This is a genomic window from Streptomyces laculatispora (assembly GCF_017353455.1).
Lineage (GTDB): Bacteria > Actinomycetota > Actinomycetes > Streptomycetales > Streptomycetaceae > Streptomyces > Streptomyces laculatispora.
Window position 1 is genome coordinate 1 of record NZ_JAFMPZ010000377.1, and the last position, 16,462, is coordinate 16,462.

13 protein-coding genes and 1 pseudogene are annotated in these 16,462 nt (G+C 68.1%); 7 read left to right on the plus strand and 7 right to left on the minus strand.

The features are described 5' to 3' along the window. From J1C73_RS19595 to J1C73_RS19605, 3 genes and pseudogenes are all read left to right on the plus strand, one after another. Positions 1 to 624: pseudogene (locus tag J1C73_RS19595) on the plus strand (TetR/AcrR family transcriptional regulator); the annotation flags it as partial. Between the two features lie 218 nt (positions 625 to 842). Further along, the gene (locus tag J1C73_RS19600; RefSeq protein WP_207317553.1) at positions 843 to 1,277 is read left to right on the plus strand and encodes a VOC family protein; all 435 of its coding nucleotides are present in this window, start codon (positions 843 to 845) and stop codon (positions 1,275 to 1,277) included. A 457-nt stretch (positions 1,278 to 1,734) separates the two neighbouring features. Continuing rightward, positions 1,735 to 2,283, plus strand: a complete 549-nt coding sequence (locus J1C73_RS19605; RefSeq protein ID WP_124286748.1) for a GNAT family N-acetyltransferase — start codon at positions 1,735 to 1,737, stop codon at positions 2,281 to 2,283. A gap of 28 nt (positions 2,284 to 2,311) precedes the next feature. Here J1C73_RS19605 and J1C73_RS19610 read toward each other — a convergent pair whose 3' ends face one another. From J1C73_RS19610 to J1C73_RS19625, 4 genes are read right to left on the minus strand one after another with little or no spacing between them, the layout of a single operon-like run. Further along, the gene (locus tag J1C73_RS19610) at positions 2,312 to 2,923 is read right to left on the minus strand and encodes a TniQ family protein (RefSeq protein WP_207317554.1); all 612 of its coding nucleotides are present in this window, start codon (positions 2,921 to 2,923) and stop codon (positions 2,312 to 2,314) included. Continuing rightward, on the minus strand, positions 2,920 to 3,957 hold the full coding sequence (locus tag J1C73_RS19615; RefSeq protein WP_241200573.1) for an ATP-binding protein: 1,038 nt from the start codon (positions 3,955 to 3,957) through the stop codon (positions 2,920 to 2,922). The genes J1C73_RS19610 and J1C73_RS19615 overlap by 4 nt, the downstream gene beginning before the upstream one ends. Then, positions 3,954 to 5,813, minus strand: coding sequence for a TnsB C-terminal domain-containing protein (locus tag J1C73_RS19620; RefSeq protein ID WP_504743918.1), 1,860 nt, complete (start codon positions 5,811 to 5,813; stop codon positions 3,954 to 3,956). Before J1C73_RS19620 ends, J1C73_RS19615 begins: the two co-directional genes overlap by 4 nt. Positions 5,814 to 5,830: 17 nt before the next feature. Beyond that, a complete protein-coding gene (locus tag J1C73_RS19625) occupies positions 5,831 to 6,583 on the minus strand; it encodes a TnsA-like heteromeric transposase endonuclease subunit (RefSeq protein WP_124286752.1) in 753 nt (250 codons plus the stop codon). A 203-nt stretch (positions 6,584 to 6,786) separates the two neighbouring features. Here J1C73_RS19625 and J1C73_RS19630 point away from each other — a divergent pair, with 203 nt between their 5' ends. Genes J1C73_RS19630 through J1C73_RS19640 form a run of 3 tightly spaced genes read left to right on the plus strand, consistent with a single transcriptional unit; the run spans position 6,787 to position 10,606 of the window. Further along, positions 6,787 to 7,539, plus strand: coding sequence for a TnsA-like heteromeric transposase endonuclease subunit (locus J1C73_RS19630; RefSeq protein WP_207317556.1), 753 nt, complete (start codon positions 6,787 to 6,789; stop codon positions 7,537 to 7,539). Next, complete coding sequence (locus J1C73_RS19635) at positions 7,536 to 9,590, plus strand: Mu transposase C-terminal domain-containing protein (protein WP_207317557.1); 2,055 nt, start codon at positions 7,536 to 7,538, stop codon at positions 9,588 to 9,590. The genes J1C73_RS19630 and J1C73_RS19635 overlap by 4 nt, the downstream gene beginning before the upstream one ends. Then, the gene (locus J1C73_RS19640; RefSeq protein WP_207317558.1) at positions 9,587 to 10,606 is read left to right on the plus strand and encodes an AAA family ATPase; all 1,020 of its coding nucleotides are present in this window, start codon (positions 9,587 to 9,589) and stop codon (positions 10,604 to 10,606) included. The genes J1C73_RS19635 and J1C73_RS19640 overlap by 4 nt, the downstream gene beginning before the upstream one ends. An 828-nt stretch (positions 10,607 to 11,434) precedes the next feature. Here the strand turns inward: J1C73_RS19640 and J1C73_RS19645 are convergent. After that, positions 11,435 to 11,824, minus strand: coding sequence for a VOC family protein (locus J1C73_RS19645; protein ID WP_207317559.1), 390 nt, complete (start codon positions 11,822 to 11,824; stop codon positions 11,435 to 11,437). A 383-nt stretch (positions 11,825 to 12,207) separates the two neighbouring features. On the opposite strand from J1C73_RS19645, the gene acnA reads away from it, so the two are divergent. Beyond that, positions 12,208 to 14,922, plus strand: a complete 2,715-nt coding sequence (gene acnA, locus J1C73_RS19650; RefSeq protein ID WP_307797736.1) for an aconitate hydratase AcnA — start codon at positions 12,208 to 12,210, stop codon at positions 14,920 to 14,922. Between the two features lie 88 nt (positions 14,923 to 15,010). On the opposite strand, the gene J1C73_RS19655 is transcribed toward acnA, so the two are convergent. Further along, on the minus strand, positions 15,011 to 15,928 hold the full coding sequence (locus J1C73_RS19655) for an FG-GAP repeat domain-containing protein (protein WP_307797737.1): 918 nt from the start codon (positions 15,926 to 15,928) through the stop codon (positions 15,011 to 15,013). 108 nt (positions 15,929 to 16,036) lie between these two features. Then, on the minus strand, positions 16,037 to 16,462 hold a 426-nt coding region (locus tag J1C73_RS19660; protein WP_207317562.1), incomplete at its 5' end, for an FG-GAP repeat domain-containing protein.

Below are 16,462 nucleotides of genomic sequence, written 5' to 3' on the forward strand. Positions count from 1 at the left end.
AACGGCCCCGCGGCCCTGTCCCTGCGCGCGGTCGCCCGCGATCTCGGGATGACGGTGCAAGCGCTCTACCACTACTTCCCGAGCCGGGAAGCTCTCGTCACGGAGCTCATCACCAAGGCGTACGGTGACTTGGCCGATGCCGTGCAGGCTGCCGTCGACACCGCGGCGGACGACCCGGCCCTGCCGCGCCTGGTGATCGCGGCCGAGGGCTACCGCCGATGGGCCGTCGCCCACCCCGAGCGCTTCCAGCTTCTCTACGGGACGCCGCTGCGGGACTACGCGGCCCCCGTCGAGGGCCCGACCACCCAGGCGATGCGCCGGATGAGCGCGATCTTCGAGCGTGAGATGTTCGCCGGGTTCACCGAGGCGCAACTCGCCGCCGCCGAGACCCCCGCGCTCTCACCCTCGCTCCGGAAGTATCTGGAACAACTGCCCCACTACGGTCTGGGATATCTGCCGTCGCCCGCGACCGCTCTCCTGCTGAGCGCGTGGGGGCACCTGAACGGCCTCGTCATCCTGGAGGTGTTCGGGCACACCGCCTTCCTCGGCGACCACCAGGCCGAGATCTTCCGCATCGCGATGCGGAACCTGCTGGACGACGTCCGCCGCCAGATCCCCGCGAGTGTGGGCGCGGACGTGAAAGGCGACGTGGACGTGGGTGTGAACGTGAGCGCGCCGCGTGCGCCCGTGCCGAACGGACCGGCTGACGCCACGGCCCCATACCCGGGGCTGCCGCTCGGCGAGCATGGGGATTGCGGCCCCAGGGCTTTCGCCACGAGACCTTCCGTCGGGTGAACTGTTATTTCTCAGCGAGGATCAGCGCGCGCCACTACGGTGGACCGATGGCGTCGATCAAGCAGTTCCAGGTCACCTTTGACTGCGCAGAACCTGAGCGCGTCGCTCGCTTCTGGTGCGAGGTGCTGGGGTACGACGTACCTCCGCCGCCGAAGGGGTTCGCTGCATGGGACGACTTCGATCGCTCGCTGCCGCCTGAGCGTCAGGGTGCGGCGTTCGTTTGCCATGATCCCTCGGGTGTGGGCCCGCGGCTGTTCTTCCAGCGCGTCCCCGAAGGCAAGGCCGTCAAGAATCGGCTTCACCTTGACGTGCGGGTCGGCACCGGGCTCGTGGGTGAAGAGCGCCTCGCCGCGCTCGAAGCCGAGTGCGCACGGCTGGTCGCGCTCGGCGCGGTACGTCTGTACGTACTGCTCGCCGATGGCTACGACGAGTCCTGCATCGGGATGCAGGACATCGAGGGCAACGAGTTCTGTCTCGACTGAGGGCCGCGAACGCGTCCTCCGCCGAACCGTCCGGTACCGGCCCCCGAAATGACGCCCACCCCGCGACCGGCGCAACGGCCCCCCGTGGCCGCATCCTCGAAGCGGGCCGTCGCACGCTCCGGCGCGGGACGCCGATGCCGCTCACCTGTGGCGTCCGTGTACGACCCCTCGACGTACGGTCCGGCAGGAACTGCCCCGGCCGGTGCGGCCGCCCGGCGCCCCCTCGGTGCGATCACCCGCGCGACCGGGTTCACTGGGGCAGAAGGCGAAACGACTGGGATCGCCGCGTAAGCGCCTCGGCCGGATGGGAGCGGTCGCTGTCCTTTGACAGTGAAGTTAGTCGATAGGTGGGCGCTGATCTGCGGCGACTATGTTGAATGACAGGGCCTGGGACAGACCTCGGGTCTGAGCCTTCTGTTTCGGATCATGCTCATGGGCGTGCGATAGGTTGCCCGCCATGACTGAGTTAGGACCCGTCGCCTGGCCACCTGCCCCGATAAGGACCGAGCGGCTCGTGCTCCGAGAGTCCGAGGCCCGGGACCGTGCGGCGTTCATCGAGTTATTCGCCTCGCCGGAGGTGCGCACCTACCTCGGTGGCCCTCGCCCGCGTGGCGAGCTTGAACGCGAGGTGCCTGAACTGCCCGGCCGGCGCCCTGGCCTTTTCGTGATCGATATCGACGGAGCGATGATCGGCACGATCACGCTCGATCGGCGCGACGCGGAGCGTCCGGGGCACGTCCGTCCGGACGCCGGGGAGGCCGAGCTCGGCTATATGTTCCTGCCGGAGGCGTGGGGATGCGGGTATGCCGCCGAGGCGTGCGCGGCGGCGCTCGGCTGGTTCGCCGACGCGCTTCCCGGTGAGCCGGTGGTGCTGTGCACCCAGACGGCCAACGACCGCTCGATGCGCCTCGCGGCGAAGCTGGGGTTCACCGAGGTGCAACGGTTCGAGGAGTGGGGCGCCGAGCAGTGGTTCGGCGTGTGGTCCCCGGTCATGCCGTCCGGTTGAGCTCGGACTGGGGCCTGCGCGGCGGCCTTCAAGGGCAGCGCCAGCGGATGAAGTGGCGAAGCAGCGTGTAGGACACGGAGACTTCGTAGTCGTCCATGAGCCTCAGCCATATCCGTTTCGGGCTGAGGCCTTCATCCACCATGGCCCGGACGTCCTTGATGAGGTCGCTGTCGAGGCCCGCATGGCCCCGTTCGACTCCTCGGGGAGGCGGTTGCATTGTGTCCAGGGCAAGACGGACGAGACGTCGGGGGACTTCGTGCCGCAGAGCGAGCTCCTGGATGGTGTGCCCTCTGCGGGCGTCGATGTAGATGAGCAGGGGCAGGTGTGGTTGGCCGGGAAAGAGTTCCGTCCGAGCTGTGCGCGGGTTGGGCTTCATGCGGCCGCGCGGGGAGCTGGCATCAGCGAGCGCTCGGTCCAGCGCTTCCTCGGAGCGTCCGGAAACAGTGGCCAGACGGTCGAGCTGGGGCTTGCCGAACCAGAAGGGTGGTCCGTTGAGGAAGCAGTGGAGGTAACTCGGCCTGAGATGGTTCGCGTGGGCGAGCCGACGGACGTATGAGTCGGTGATCTCGCCGGCGCAGGGGCGCACTCGAATGGGCAGCGGAGCCAGCGGGCGAGGCATTTCTGGTACTGGTCGGCTCACTTCAGCGGCCCCTTCCGCGGGGTTTCCGCTGCGTGGTCCAGGGGGATTGCGTCGAGCCCTGCCTTCGTCACGCGTTCTGTGCCGCTGAGGATCGCGTCGATCGCGGCGCCCCGGACGGCGTGGGACAACGCGCCGATCATCCCGGAGGTCCGGTTGTGGAGGTAGCGGTCCAGCCTGACCAGGCTCCCCGGTGGATGGTCGTGCAGGAGCAAGATCTCCTCCATGGTCGCCACGAGCCCCTTCCACTCGTCGCCGTAGGGGAACGGGCGGGTGGGGACGAGGGTGAATCGGCCCGCGATCTGGGCTCCCCGGGTGCCGGCCAGTAGCTCGCTGGTCTCCAGGCCGATGCCGGCGTAGACGAACGTGGCGGGGATGCGCTCGGAGAAGTACTTCAGGGTGTCGGAGACCTCGCCGCCAGCCCGGGTGACCTGCGAGACGTTGTGGATTTCGTCGACGAGCACGAGACCGGTGCGGGTATCAGTGCAGACACCGACGACGGCCTCGATGATGTCCGTCATGTTCGACCGCGCCCGGACCGGAAGGCCCAGGAAACGGGCGAACTCGGCTGCGACCATGCGGGCGGTCGCGGCGGGAGGGACCGTGATGTAGAGAACGGGAATGCGGTCGGCGACGTTGGGGTGGCGGGCCCGGTCGAGGAGTTCATGGGCGCGTCCGAGCTGGGTGATGGCGCTGGTCTTGCCCGTTCCGGGAAGCCCGGAGACCATCAGGCCGCGGCGGGCGCTGATCGCGTGGCGGTTGAGCAGGACCAGCCGACGGCCGCAGACCACGGTCTTCTCGACGAACGAGGTAGCGACCACGAGCATCCGGGCATGGTGGTCGAGCCGGTACTCGTCGTCGAGATCCCGCTCGGTCTCGGACAGCAGCTTTAGTTCGCCGGCGGACAACAGCACCGGGGGCGCGGGCGGGTCCTCGATGGACTTCCGCCATCCCTCCAAGGTGGTCAGCTGCCAGTTGGCCTCGGCGTCGATCTCGCCCAACGCGACCTGTCGGGATGCCGGGTCGGAGATGGTCACGTGCGCCTCCATGGATTGGCCAGCGGATCGAACAGCCCCAGCGGGATGACCTTCGCCACCTCGGTGTCCGCCTCGTCGGGCACGACCTCGACGTCCGAGGAGTCAGGGACCGGCCGATCGGTGGCGGTGGCCCGGGTGCGGGCGGCGATCCGCCGGCCTCGCTTTGAGCGTTTGTCCGGCCGGTCTGCTTCCGTGGCAGGGCCGTCGTGAGCCCGCCGCAGCAGGGCAGCGGCAGCATCGGCGATCTGTTCCTCGCTCCCGCCGGGCACCTGTTCACGGGCGTGGTCCCAGGCCATCTCACCGAACGGGACGCCGACGCGGTGCAGGTGCTTCCAGAACACCGTGATCCACCGGGCCGGCTCGCTGCGGCGGTCGCGCACCCAGATCCGGGAGACGTCGTAGGGGTCGTAGTGGATCTCCCATAGCCCCTTCTTCTCCGCCACCCCGGAATGCTGGCGACGCAAGGGCGCCAACTCGGATGCGTCGTAGGTGCGGTGGTTGATCCGGATGCCGTAGGCGTTGATCGCCTGCCACCGTTCGGGCAGCAACTCGATGTAGTCCTCGCCGCTGAGCGGGGCCGGAACATAGCCGCACGACTCCAACAGCGTCGCGTACTTCTCGTTTGGCGAGAACGCCCGCTTCGGAGAGTCCGGGTCCCGCAGCGCATCGTGCGGGCGGTTCTGCCAGACGGCGACCGTCCACTCCTCCAGCAAACTCTGCAACTCGGGCAAGGACCAAAGCGGTCCGTTCTCCAGCCCCCGGCCCCGGCGGTCCACCGACCGGCCGGTGTAGCCTGCGACGAACTGCGCGAACAGCGTCGCCACCGACCCCAGCGTCTTCTCGATCGCGCCCTTCTCGAAGGGTGACGCCTTGTGAGTCGGCTGAAGGCTGATGCCCAGGTAGCGGCAAGAGGCGCGGAAGTTGTTCGAGATGAAGACCTTGCCGTGGTCGCAGACGATGGTGTCCGGCACGATGACCGGCTTCGCGGCCGCGTGTTCCAGCCGCTCGTCCAAGGCCAGCAGCCGCCGGTGCGGCATCGCCGACCTCGACATCCGAAGCGCGTCCGACCAGCCAGGACGCATCGTCTCTGGGGTGATGCTCCGGGCCAGGAGAGCAGAGGCGTCGGCTGCTTTCGTCGTCGGTCGCAGCACCACAGCGGCCAGCGACCTGGTCGCCAGGTTGATCATGGCCGTCAACTCGACCTTCTCGGCGATGCCGTCGTCCAGCCGCACCAGGACATCGAGCGGAGTGGAGTCGATCTGCATCCATTCGCCCGGCGCGCAGGCGGGTACCTCCCCGAATGGGCCGGTGGGGCGCGCGTTCACCGACCGGCGCGTGGTCGCCGAGCCCGTCGCGTGGGTTCCGGCCGCCAGCCTGTCGAACAGCCGGTAGAGCGTGCGCTCGGACGGCACCTCGACACCTTCCTCGCGTGTGTTCAGGATCTGGGTCGCCCGCCAGACCACGAAGCCGATCGTCTTCGACGACGCCTCGGCGGTCTCCTCGATCGCCTCCCGCATCGCCTCGACTACCGCCGAGTCGACCCGGCCGAACGACGGCATCTGTTTCGCCGACCGGCCATCGGCCAGCCCGACCAGTCCGTCACGCTGGTAGCGCTGGCGCCGCTGCTTGATGCCGCTGGCCGTCATCGTGTGCCCGGCCGCCGTCAGCTCGGCGGTCTTGGCCCGCTCCCGCTGGGCCAGCGAGTTCCGTTCCGGATCGAACTCCGGCCGCGGTGCCGTCCCCGCAGGAGCATCCGGCGGTAAGCCGTCCAGAACCTCCAGAATGTGCCTCTCCCACCAGCGGGCCTGTTCGGCGGCGCTCTCCGGGAATTCCGCGATCCTGCCCGTCGGAGGCACCCGTCGCTCTTTCCGCGTCACCGTCCACCTCCGTCCGCCAGGCGCACGATGGTGGACGGCCCCAGCACCTCGACGGCCAGCCCCTCGGCAGCCACCTCCTGGAGCCAGAGGAGATGGAACAAGGTCGGCAGCGTCTCAAGCCGGTCACCGGCGGCATCGGCCCCGACCATCAGCGGGACCGGAGCCGAGAGAGCTGCCCGCAGCCTGGTCACGACCGGTCGGTGCAGGCACCGCGGGTGCCGGTAGCGCGACAGCCACCGAACATTCGCCAGTAGCACCGCATCGGGCACCCCGACCCGCTCGAAGCCCCATCCCGCCTGGCCGCAGGCCAGGCGCGTGACCTCGAACGCCTCGGCGTCCTGCGGCTCGATCCGTTCATCGGAGCGGACATCGACGACCACCGCCGAGCCGTCCGTGCGGCGTACGAAGTAGTCCGGAGCGTGCCGACGCTCCCGCTCGCCGTCGTGCCAGTGCAGCCAGAACGGTTGCGAGGCGATCCCCACCACCTCGGGATCGAAGTCCATCAGCAGAAGCCGGTCCCGCTCCAGCCACGATTCGAAACCGACGTGCTGCCCGGTCGTTGCCGCCCAGTACCAGCCGGAGAAGTGACGCTCACCGCGCGCCCAGCGGAACGGCCGTACGGCGGCCACGTCCTCGAACCGCGCCGTCACGCAGTCCAGCAGCGGACGCCGCCGACGCTCGCGCACGGCATCCACGTACGACAGCTCGACGTACGGCTCTGCAAGATCCACCCCGACCGGTACGGCCATCCAGCACCCCCAGCGCGTCACCTCGTACGACTAGGTTCGCTGGCAACGAAGCCGAAACGACTGGGTTCGCTGTCAAACGCCTCGATTGGATGACAGCGGTCAGTCGCGAGTGACTCGTCTCAGTGAACCTTGACCGATCTCAATGAAGTTTGACGGATGTCTGCTCTACGTTCGCAGCGGTTGGGGCTTGCGAGGGGGCGGCGGTGGCGACAGCTGTACGGGCGTTTGGTGACGAGGCACTTTCGGCGTTTGAGCTGGAGTTTTCCCATTCTGGAGGCAGGCGTCGGCTGCCGCTGGGGAAGGCCTGGAGTGTCCCGTTCGAGGTAGCCGATCCGGTACGCGAATTCCGTTGGGCGAAGGGAGGCAAGAGCTTCCCGGGCTGGTACTACGCGGTGACGACGGTCGGCCACGTGGGCTACGAGTCGTGGCTGGAGCGAGACCGTCTGATCTTGATGGACCGGGATCGGGAGGTCGTCGGTATCGCCGCTCAGCCCTTCTGGCTGCGCTGGGACGACGGGCACAAGGGGCGTCGACACGCCCCCGACTACTTCGTACGCCTTGTCGACGGTCGAGCTCGGGTGGTCGACGTCAGGTCTGCGGACCGCATGGACGAACGGACCGAGGAGTCGTTCGAGGCGACGCGGCAGGCTTGCGAGGCGGTGGGCTGGCAGTTCGAGTGGGTGGGCACGCCGGATCCGGTGTTCATGGCGAACGTTCGCTGGTTGGCCCGCTACCGCAGGGCCCGCTCGGGACGCCCGGCATCGGTCGCGGCCGCGCTGATCGATGTCTTCAACGAGCCGATGGGCATGTGGGCCGGGGCCGAGCTCGTGGGTGACCGGCTGCAGGTGCTTCCGGTGCTGTTCCACCTGATGTGGTCGGGCCGACTCGATGCGGACCTTGAATCGGACCTGCTGGACTCGGAGAGCCTGGTCTGGGCCGCAGGAGGGTCGGCATGAGCCGACTTAGGCGGCCGGGAAGGCTGACAGTCGGAGATCGGGTCCGGTTCGCCGGGCAGTTGCGGGCGGTGCTCGCCGTCTCGGCCCTGACCGCGACGCTGACCGCTGACGGACAGCCGCACCTGGTCGTCTCGTTGCTCGAGTTGTTCGAGGCCGACGACTTCGAGGTCGTGGACACCCCGGCTCGGATGCCGCTGCCGGCTGCCTCGTTGCTGGAGACCTTCCCCGAACCGGTCGTCGAGCGGGCTCTGTGGTGGGAGGAGCACATCCTGGAGGTGCTGCACGGCCTGCCACCTGGGGCCGATTCCGGCACGCTGCCCCGACACGAGTACGGCCCGGATCGCTCCCTGAGCGCACGCCAGCGGGCCAAAGCCGCTGAACTGGCAGCCGCCGGGCACAAGGTGACCGCCAGCACGGTCGCCCACCGGCGCCGCCGCTACCAGCAACTCGGGGTAATCGGCCTGGCCGACCACCGGCCCGTCCGCAGGACTCCGCAGTTCGGCGAGGTCGACGAAACGGTGGTCGACGCGGTGCGGCGGGCAATCGACGAAGGCGTCAATGGGTCCACCCGCACCGGTTCATACATTTTATGGAGGGCCGAAGAGATCCTCAAAGAGGATACCGAGGGGCAGGAGGTGAAGCTCCCCTCCCGCGCCACCCTCTATCGGCTGCTGACGAAGCTGACCGCGGGCACACACGCCCTCGCATCAGCAGAAACCCGCCGATCCAAGGCCAACGGAGCTACGACACCGCACGGGCAGCTTCACGTCTTCGCGCCGGGCGAGGTCATGCAGATCGACTCCACCCCGCTGGACGTGCTGGTCCTGCTCGACAACGGGGTCACCGGCAAGGTCGAGCTCACCGCCATGATCGACGTCGCGACCAGGACCCTGACTGCGGCGGTGTTGCGGCCGACGACGAAGTCGGTGGACGCCAGCGTGCTGCTGGCCCGCAGCGTCACTCCCGAGCCGATGCGGCCGGGCTGGACAGATGCGTTGAAGATGTCCCGTTCGGTGCTGCCGCACCGTCGGCTTCTGGCCCTCGACGAGCGTCTGGCCCATGCCGCGGCCCGGCCGGTGATCGTCCCGGAAGTGATCGTCTGCGACCACGGAAGCGTTTTCATCTCGCGGAACTTCCGTTCGTCCTGCCGCTTCCTGGAGATCGACTTCCAGCCGACGCACAAGGGTTCAGGGTTCGAGAAGGGCCACATCGAGAAAATGCTGGGCTCGGTGGCCACGCTGTTCGCCCAGTTCCTGCCCGGCTACACCGGACGCAACAGCGACCGCCGCGGCCGTCACCTGGAACGTGAACGGCTCTGGTCTCTGCTGGAGTTGCAGGAACTCCTGGACGAATGGATCGTCGCAAAGTGGCAGAACCGTCCGCACGACGGACTACGCGACCCCTCCCACCCGGGCCGGCTGTTCACACCGAACGAGAAATACGCCACCTTGATCGAGGCATGCGGCTACGTCCCGGTCGCGCTCAGCGGCGACGACTACGTCGAACTCCTGCCCGCGGAATGGCGGGCGGTCAACGAATACGGCATCCGGATCAAGAACCGCACCTACGACAGCCCCGAGCTCGGACGCATGCGCCGCCAGGAGTCCGGGATCGTGGCCAAACGCGGCCTCTGGGAGGTCCACCACGACCCCTACGACGTGTCCCGGATCTGGGTACGTGATCACCGCGGCGACAACTCATGGGTCCAGGCCACCTGGAAACACCTCGACCGCGTCCCGGTCCCCTTCGGAAACCTGGCCTGGAACCACGTCAGCGGCAAACTCCCTCGCGCCACCGAGACGGAGATCGCTGACGCGGTCGCCGCCTTGCTCACCCGGGCCCATGCCGGCCCTGAGCCCAAGCAGGGTTCCAAACCCGGCAAGCGCGACCGGCGAGTGGTCGCCCGCACGAAAGCCGCAGGTCCCCTCACTCCGGCATCCGTTCCCAGCACTCAGGCGGAACCCGAGCAGGAAGAGAGCGAGGACTCGCTCGCCGAGGTGATCCCGCTCGGACTGTTCGACCCGCTGGAAGACCCCTGGAAACGCTCATGACGCCACCGCCCGCCTTGCCCCAGGACTCCCAGCGGCACCTGACCACGATCGACGGCTGGCGCCGCTTCGTCGACGGGCCGCCGGGGCCACCGCCCCGGCTCGACGACGCTCAGTACGACTCGCTCGGCGAGGCGGGCCAGGCTGCCTTCGACGAAGCACGCCTCGACCATCACGGCCGTCTGCTGGTGGTTGCCACCTCCGTCGTCCGCCACACCGTCGCCACCGGCCGCCGCCTGGTCGTGCTGAACCGGCACGCGATCAGTGCCCGCCGGGGCCTGATCGTCTCCGGACCCGCCGGCACCGGGAAGACCATCGCGATCACCCAGCTCGGCCTGTCGCACGAACTGCTGGACCGGGCCCGGCACCCCACCGCCACCGACCGCAAGCCGGTCATCTACATCACAGTCCCGCCCGCCGCGACACCCCGCATGATCGCGGCCGAGTTCGCCCGCTTCCTCGGACTTCCGGTGATGGCCCGCATGAACATCACCGACCTCATCGAATCCGTCGTCGGCGTCTGCACCGACGCCCGCACCGGCATGATCCTGGTCGACGAGCTCCACAACATCTCGCTCACCACCCAGCACGGCGCCGAAGTCGCCGACACCCTCAAGTACTTCTCCGAGCGGATCCCCGCCACGTTCATCTACGCAGGCATCGACATCGAGCACGGCAGCCTCCTGACCGGCACCCGCGGAGCCCAGATCGCCGGCCGTTTCACTCTGATCCCCACCCAGCCGTTCCCCTACAACAGTGAATGGCGGGGTCTGGTCGCGACCATGGAGAAGACCCTCGCCCTGCGGCGCCACGAGCCCGGCACCCTGGCGAAACTCGACCGCTACCTCCACGACCGCACCGGCGGCATGATCGGCGCCCTCTCCCACCAGATCCGCGGAGCCGCGATCGACGCGATCTTCAACGGCACCGAGAAGATCACCAAGGCCGGGCTGAAGGCCGTCTCCCTGGACGTCGCCGCCGAATCAGCTCAGATCCGCAGGTCCGGGACCTCTCGATGACCCAGGAGAACATCCGCGTCCTGCCCTTCCAGGTCCGTCCCCAAGCCGGCGAAGGCGTCCGGTCCTTCATCGTCCGCCTGGCCCACGCCAACCATCTCCCGCCCAGCTACCTGCGGACCTTCCTCTGCGAACCACCCGAACACCTCGGCCTTCCCAGCTGGACACGGCTGGCCGCCACAACCGGCCGCGACCCCGAAACCCTCCTCGCCACCCTGGAAACGAGACGCTGCCTGGAGTGCGACGCCGAGATGCCGCCCTCCGACGTCATCGGACGCCGGAGTCTGCGCTGTTCCCAGGCCTGCCGCGAGAAGGCACACCGGAAACGGCACCCTCGCGCCGCCCCGCTGAAAGCCCCCTGCCGAGAGTGCGGCAAGAGCATGAAGATCCAGCCCGGACAGCGCTACCGCCTCTGCTCCTCCGCCTGCCGACGTGCCAACTACCTCAAACACCAGCAGAAATGGAACACCGAAGCAGCCCCGGCAGATCCATCCGAACCACCCCTCTGCCCCGTCTGCGGCGACCAGATGTCCACACCACGCCGGACATGCTCGGCCCGATGCCGCCAACGAGCACACCGCCAACAACTCCGGCAGCCACCTGCGAACCTATCTCCTCCGCCGCCGCAGACAGCGCGGCCCGCAGCACTACCTGAACCGGCACCCACACCGTCATCGCGACCCTGCGAAGTCTGCGAAGGACCGCTGCCACCAGGGCCTTGCCAGGAACAGCGCCGGACGTGCTCACAACGCTGCAGGCAGAAGGCGTATCGCCACCGCCGGTCAAACTCTGGTGACGGCGGGGAGTCGACGGCTCAGACAGGCAGGCCGGTCAGATGAGGTAGTCCGCGCGTCCCTCGTCATCGAGTTCGAAGGGGCCTTCGGGGATGATGCAGAACTCATTGCCCTCGGGATCTGCCATCACCAGGAACCCGCCGGGGTCGTACTCCTCCAGCCGGCGCCCGCCGAGCGCCTCGACACGCTGCTGCTCTGCGGACGGGTTGGGTGAGGTGACATCGAAGTGCATACGGTTCTTCACAGACTTGGGCTTGTCGCTTCGCTGGAAGCCCAGGCCCAGGCCGTTCTCGCGCTGCAGCCATACATACGGTCCCATGCGGCCCACGACTGGCCGGCCAAGCAACTCGGACCAGAACGCGGCAAGCCGCTCAGGGTCAGTGGCATCGACGATGAGGGCATTGATCTGCATAGGTGAGTCCGCCATCCCTTGATCCTCTCAGGGCCGCTCAGCGCCGGTCGCCACCCGAGCGGTGCGTGGCTGGCGATCCAATCTGATCGGTGACACAGACCAGCGGCGGTCAAACTTCGTTGAGACGAACCTACCAGTGGTCAATGTTCAGTGAGACCAGTCGGACTTCGTTGAGACAGGTCAGCGAGCCCTGACATGCCCCTTCCCCGGCGATGTACTAGAGTTATCTCGACATCGAGATATATGCCGAAGGCGCACAGCGGGCCGCCGCGCGGTAAGGGCTACCTAACTAAGCCTTACCTTAGCGGATGGCCGGGTGGCTGTAGGCAGCACCACGCGGCGCCCGCCGTAGTGAGGCGCGGCGCGGAGTTACGCGCACATTGATGAAGGAGACTGTCGTGTCGGCGAACAGCTTCGACGCCCGCAGCACGCTGCGCGTGGGCGACGAGTCGTACGAGATCTTCAAGCTGGACAAGGTCGAGGGCTCCGCGCGCCTCCCTTACAGCCTGAAGGTGCTGCTGGAGAACCTGCTCCGCACGGAGGACGGCGCGAACATCACCGCCGACCACATCCGGGCGCTCGGTGGCTGGGACTCCCAGGCTCAGCCCAGCCAGGAGATCCAGTTCACGCCGGCCCGCGTGATCATGCAGGACTTCACCGGTGTGCCCTGTGTCGTGGACCTCGCCACTATGCGTGAGGCCGTCAAGGAGCTCGGTGGCGACCCGGCGAAGATCAACCCGCTCGCCCCGGCCGAGCTGGTCATCGACCACTCCGTCATCGCCGACAAGTTCGGCACCAACGACGCGTTCGCGCAGAACGTCGAGCTGGAGTACGGCCGCAACAAGGAGCGCTACCAGTTCCTGCGCTGGGGCCAGACCGCCTTCGACGAGTTCAAGGTCGTCCCCCCGGGCACCGGCATCGTCCACCAGGTCAACATCGAGCACCTGGCCCGCACCGTCATGGTCCGGGGCGGCCAGGCGTACCCCGACACCCTCGTCGGCACCGACTCGCACACCACCATGGTCAACGGCCTCGGCGTGCTGGGCTGGGGCGTCGGCGGCATCGAGGCCGAGGCCGCGATGCTCGGCCAGCCGGTCTCCATGCTCATCCCGCGCGTCGTCGGCTTCAAGCTGACCGGCGAGCTCCCGGCCGGCACCACTGCCACCGACCTCGTGCTGACCATCACCGAGATGCTCCGCAAGCACGGCGTCGTCGGCAAGTTCGTCGAGTTCTACGGTGAGGGCGTCGCCGCCACCTCGCTCGCGAACCGCGCCACCATCGGCAACATGTCGCCGGAGTTCGGCTCCACCGCCGCGATCTTCCCGATCGACGACGAGACGCTGAAGTACCTTCGCCTGACCGGCCGCGACGCCCAGCAGGTCGCGCTCGTCGAGGCGTACGCCAAGGAGCAGGGCCTCTGGCTCGACCCGGCCGCCGAGCCGGACTTCTCCGAGAAGCTGGAGCTCGACCTCTCCACGGTCGTCCCCTCCATCGCCGGCCCGAAGCGCCCGCAGGACCGCATCGTCCTCGCGAACGCCAAGGCCCAGTTCGCCCAGGACGTGCGCAACTACGTCTCGGACGACGAGGAGGCGGGCAAGGAGTCCTTCCCGGCCTCCGACTCGCCGGCCGCGTCCAACGGCGTCCCGTCGAACCCGGTCACCGTGACCGCCCCCGACGGCACCTCGTACGAGCTCGACCACGGCGCCGTCACCGTCGCCGCGATCACCTCCTGCACCAACACCTCGAACCCGTACGTCATGGTCGCCGCGGCGCTCGTGGCGAAGAAGGCCGTCGAGAAGGGCCTGACCCGCAAGCCGTGGGTCAAGACCACCCTCGCCCCGGGCTCGAAGGTCGTCACCGACTACTTCGACAAGGCGGGCCTGACCCCGTACCTCGACAAGGTCGGCTTCAACCTCGTCGGCTACGGCTGCACCACCTGCATCGGCAACTCCGGCCCGCTGCCGGAAGAGGTCTCCAAGGCGGTCAACGAGCACGACCTGGCCGTCACCTCGGTGCTCTCCGGCAACCGTAACTTCGAGGGCCGGATCAACCCCGACGTCAAGATGAACTACCTGGCCTCCCCGCCGCTGGTCGTCGCGTACGCCATCGCCGGTTCGATGAAGGTCGACATCACCAAGGACGCCCTGGGCATCGACCAGGACGGCAAGCCGGTCCACCTCGCCGACATCTGGCCGACCGAGGCCGAGGTCAACGCCGTCGTCGCCAACTCCATCGGCGAGGACATGTTCAACAAGTCCTACCAGGACGTCTTCGCGGGCGACGCCCAGTGGCAGGCGCTCTCGATCCCCACCGGCAACACCTTCGAGTGGGACTCCGAGTCCACCTACGTGCGCAAGCCCCCGTACTTCGAGGGCATGACGATGGAGACGACCCCGGTCGAGGACATCACCGGCGGCCGCGTCCTCGCGAAGCTGGGCGACTCGGTCACCACCGACCACATCTCCCCGGCCGGTGCGATCAAGGCCGACACCCCGGCCGGCAAGTACCTCACGGAGCACGGCATCGAGCGCCGTGACTTCAACTCCTACGGCTCGCGCCGTGGCAACCACGAGGTCATGATCCGCGGCACGTTCGCCAACATCCGCCTGCGCAACCAGATCGCGCCGGGCACCGAGGGCGGCTTCACCCGCGACTTCACCCAGGCTGACGCGCCGGTGTCGTTCATCTACGACGCCTCGCAGAACTACCAGGCCGCCGGCACCCCGCTCGTCATCCTGGCGGGCAAGGAGTACGGCTCCGGCTCGTCCCGCGACTGGGCGGCCAAGGGCACCGCGCTCCTGGGCGTCAAGGCCGTCATCGCCGAGTCCTACGAGCGCATCCACCGCTCGAACCTCATCGGCATGGGCGTCCTCCCGCTCCAGTTCCCGGAGGGCGCGACCGCCGAGTCCCTCGGCCTCACCGGCGAGGAGACCTTCTCCTTCACCGGCGTGACCGAGCTGAACAACGGCACCACCCCGCGCACCGTCAAGGTCACCACCGACACCGGTGTGGAGTTCGACGGCGTCGTCCGCATCGACACCCCCGGTGAGGCGGACTACTACCGCAACGGCGGCATCCTGCAGTACGTGCTCCGCAGCCTGATCCGCAAGTAGGGATCAGCAGCAGCACGGCGAGAGGGCCGCATCCCCGGTGACGGGGGTGCGGCCCTCTCTCATGTTCCGGAAGGAACTAACACACGGCTCAGAAAAGGAACTTGTAGCTGTTCCAGCCGCTCGTGCCGACCTTCACCTTGGCCGCGTACGGGACGGTGGCGTTGCCGGTGCCCCTGTACAGCCACAGTGCGCCGGCCTTGTCGCGGGCGAGGAGGTCGGTCCGGCCGTCCTCGGTGATGTCACCCGTGGAGACCAGCCGGTTGAACTGGTTCCAGCCGCTGCCGACCTTGGTGCGCTTGGCGAACGGCGCCTTCTGGTTGCCGGTGCCCTTGTACAGCCACAGGACGCCGGACTTGTCGCGGGCGACGATGTCGTTCTTGCCGTCGCCGTTCAGGTCGCCGTTGCCGGCGATCTCGCTGTAGATGTCCCAGCCGTAGCCCACCTTGATGCGGCCCGTCAGCTTGCCGGTGCCGTAGCCGAGGTAGACGTAGACGTCGCCCTTGGTGTCGCGGGCGAGGATGTCGCCTGCGGCGGCGCCGCCGATGTTGCCGGGGGAGACGATCTTGTTGTAGGTGTTCCAGCCGTAGCCGGCCTGGACCGGCTTGTCGCTGCCGAACTTCAGGTAGCCGAGGTTCCCGTTGTTCTCGCGGAACCAGAGGCCGTCGCTGTCGCCGTTGCTCTTCTGCACGTTGGCGACCTGGAGCATGGCGTTGACGCCCGTCCAGCCCGATCCGTTGAGGCTGCGGGCGGTGAGCCCGCCCTTGAGGTTCGACCTGTAGGCGTAGGCGTTCCCCGCGGAGTTGACGCCGAACAGGGCGAAGTTGGGGGCGACGGCCGCAGCCGCCTTCGCGGCCGCTGCGGACGGCTGCGCCGCCGCGCTGAGCGACGGCTGCGGGGAGTCTGCGGCCACGGCGGAGGTGCCGGTGGCGACGAGGGCGGCGGTGAGCGCCGCAGCTGCCGCGCGAGCGGCTGTGCTTCGGTGGTTACGGCCAGAGGTTTTGGCCACGAAGTACTCCATGGATCGTGATCGGTCGTGGCCCGCCGCGAGTTGACGGCGGGCCACGGATTCAGCCGAATCGTGTCACGACTTTGGGCGTAAAACCTGTCCTTTTGATCAGAAGAGCAGGCGGTAGGTGTTCCAGCCCGACGTTCCGATGTTCGCCTTCGGCTTGTACGGGGTGGCGGCGTTGCCGGTGCCCCGGTACAGGTAGAGCTCGCCCGCGGCGTTCCGGGCGACCAGGTCCGCGGTGCCGTCCAGGTCGATGTCACCGGGGGCGAACACGGTGTTGTACTGGTTCCAGCCGCTGCCGATCTTGGTGCGCTTGGCGTACGGCGCCTTCTGGTTGCCGGTGCCCTTGTACAGCCACAGGACGCCGGACTTGTCGCGGGCGACGATGTCGTTCTTGCCGTCGCCGTTCAGGTCGCCGTTGCCGGCGATCTCGCTGTAGATGTCCCAGCCGTAGCCGACCTTGATGCGCTTGGTGACCGTGCCGTCGCCGTACCCCAGGTAGAGGTAGAGGTCGCCCTTGGTGTCGCGGGC

What these genes read in the sequence shown, in the direction of transcription:
- J1C73_RS19605 (WP_124286748.1), top strand. Translation starts at nt 1,735, where the DNA reads ATGACTGAGTTAGGACCCGTCGCCTGGCCACCTGCCCCGATAAGGACC.
- J1C73_RS19640 (WP_207317558.1), top strand. Translation starts at nt 9,587, where the DNA reads ATGACGCCACCGCCCGCCTTGCCCCAGGACTCCCAGCGGCACCTGACC.
- J1C73_RS19645 (WP_207317559.1), bottom strand. Translation starts at nt 11,824, where the DNA reads ATGGCGGACTCACCTATGCAGATCAATGCCCTCATCGTCGATGCCACT.
- J1C73_RS19625 (WP_124286752.1), bottom strand. Translation starts at nt 6,583, where the DNA reads ATGGCCGTACCGGTCGGGGTGGATCTTGCAGAGCCGTACGTCGAGCTG.
- J1C73_RS19635 (WP_207317557.1), top strand. Translation starts at nt 7,536, where the DNA reads ATGAGCCGACTTAGGCGGCCGGGAAGGCTGACAGTCGGAGATCGGGTC.
- J1C73_RS19600 (WP_207317553.1), top strand. Translation starts at nt 843, where the DNA reads ATGGCGTCGATCAAGCAGTTCCAGGTCACCTTTGACTGCGCAGAACCT.